General features: G+C 43.8%; 1 protein-coding gene. It reads left to right on the top strand.

Features of this window, described 5'->3' with window-relative positions; genetic code table 11:
• Positions 1-89 precede the first annotated feature (89 nt).
• Positions 90-1475 carry an MmgE/PrpD family protein gene (locus B7L70_RS12725; RefSeq protein WP_081228480.1) on the top strand — a complete coding sequence of 462 codons (1386 nt, stop codon included), beginning with the start codon at positions 90-92 and terminating at the stop codon, positions 1473-1475.
• Positions 1476-1718 lie beyond the last annotated feature (243 nt).

The following is a 1718-nucleotide window of genomic DNA, read 5'->3' as shown; positions in this document are numbered from 1 at the left end:
GTCTCCATCTTTTAGCATTTATTAATAAATAATTCGTCATTGCTCATGAGAGTTAATGCATTTATTTAGGTGGTGAGTTATGGATGTGTATGGTTAGGGATAGTCTTGGCGAGGCTATAGTTCATTATGCCCTTAACATTAGGTTTGAAGATCTAGATCAGCAAGTCATTAATGAGGTTAAGAGGAGGGTTTTAGATAGCCTAGGTGTCGCCCTTGCAGCATTTACGGCAGAGCCTGTCAAGATAGCGAGGGGCATAGCTAGGAATTACAAGTCTAATATTGAGGCAACGTTGTGGGGCACACCAAATACTGCCGCGATTGATTGGGCCTCATTCACCAACGCCCTAATGGTCAGGTATTTGGATTATAATGACACGTACCTAGGCAAGGAACCCCTACACCCCAGCGACATGATTCCAACGCTCGTGGCAGCGGCCGAATACAGGAGGTTAGGTGGTAAGGACTTGACAACGGCGATAGCCGCATCCTACGAAGTAGGTGTTAGGCTTTGTGATGCAGGGAGTCTTAGGCTTCACGGTTGGGATCACGTCAACTACATAGGTATCGCCGTAACAGCAGGCTTGGCGAAGTTAATGGGACTTGATGAGAATAAAGCCTTGAATGCTCTCTCGATAGCCACAGTGCCCCATGCAGCCATGAGGCAGTCAAGGGTTGGTGAACTGAGCCACTGGAAGGCAGCAGCCACAGCGAACTCCTCCAGGAATGCCGTATTCGCGACGCTGCTTGCCATGGAGGGCTTCACAGGACCTGATGCACCATTAAAGGGGGAGATGGGCTTCATACGGCAACTACTCGCCAACGAATTCAATGAAAAGATAATCCTCGAGTTAAGCTCCATACCAAGCCCGAAGAGAATACTCGACACATACATAAAGCCGTACCCAGTTGAGTACCATGCGCAATCTGCCGTTGATGCAGCAAGGGAGATTAGGAAGGAGTACGGTAAAGCCATAGAGCCTGATGATGTGGATTACATAGTGATAGACACATTCAAGGCAGCCTACGACATAATAGTTAAGGACCCAGAGAAGTGGGATCCAAAGACCAAGGAGACCGCGGATCACAGCCTAATGTGGGTTACAGCAGTAGCTCTAATGCACGGCACGGTGGAGCTACACCACTACAGGCCCGAGAACATACGTGATCCAAGGGTACTCTCACTAATTAGGAAGATGAAGGTCAATGTTGACCCCGAGCTCGATAAGCTATACCCATCAGCCATACCAAACAGGGTAACCGTGAAATTCAAGGATGGTAGGGAATTAACGGCACGCGTCGATTACCCAAGAGGTCACCCAAAGAACCCAATGACCGATGAGGAAGTTGAAAACAAGTTCAGAATGTTAACGGATGGAATATTAACGAGAGATCAAATAAGCACAGTAATAAGTCTTGTGAGAAATCTAGAGAACCTAGGCGATATTAAGCAGTTGGTTAAGGCTATAATAGTATAATTTGGTAAATATCTATAATTAATGATAAGATATGCTCACCATCAATGTTTTACTTATATAAAAATGAAATTAATTATAGCATTATTGGGATTGCGACTTAATACATTGTTTTTCGTATTTTTCTAATATTTTTCTTTTAATACGTTATTTAATTTGGATATTATTTCTTACTTCAACATGTGCCACATTCATTATTTATCTTCTTATAGTTGTTTTCACGTTCAATTCTTCGTATTTCATGGG

The organism is Vulcanisaeta sp. EB80, assembly GCF_002078205.2.
Note: the sequence above shows the minus strand (reverse complement) of the source record. Positions and strands in the feature narration are given on the sequence as shown.

Excerpts from the sequence above, each read along its gene's own strand:
- B7L70_RS12725 (WP_081228480.1), top strand. The coding sequence starts at position 90 with ATGGTTAGGGATAGTCTTGGCGAGGCTATAGTTCATTATGCCCTTAAC.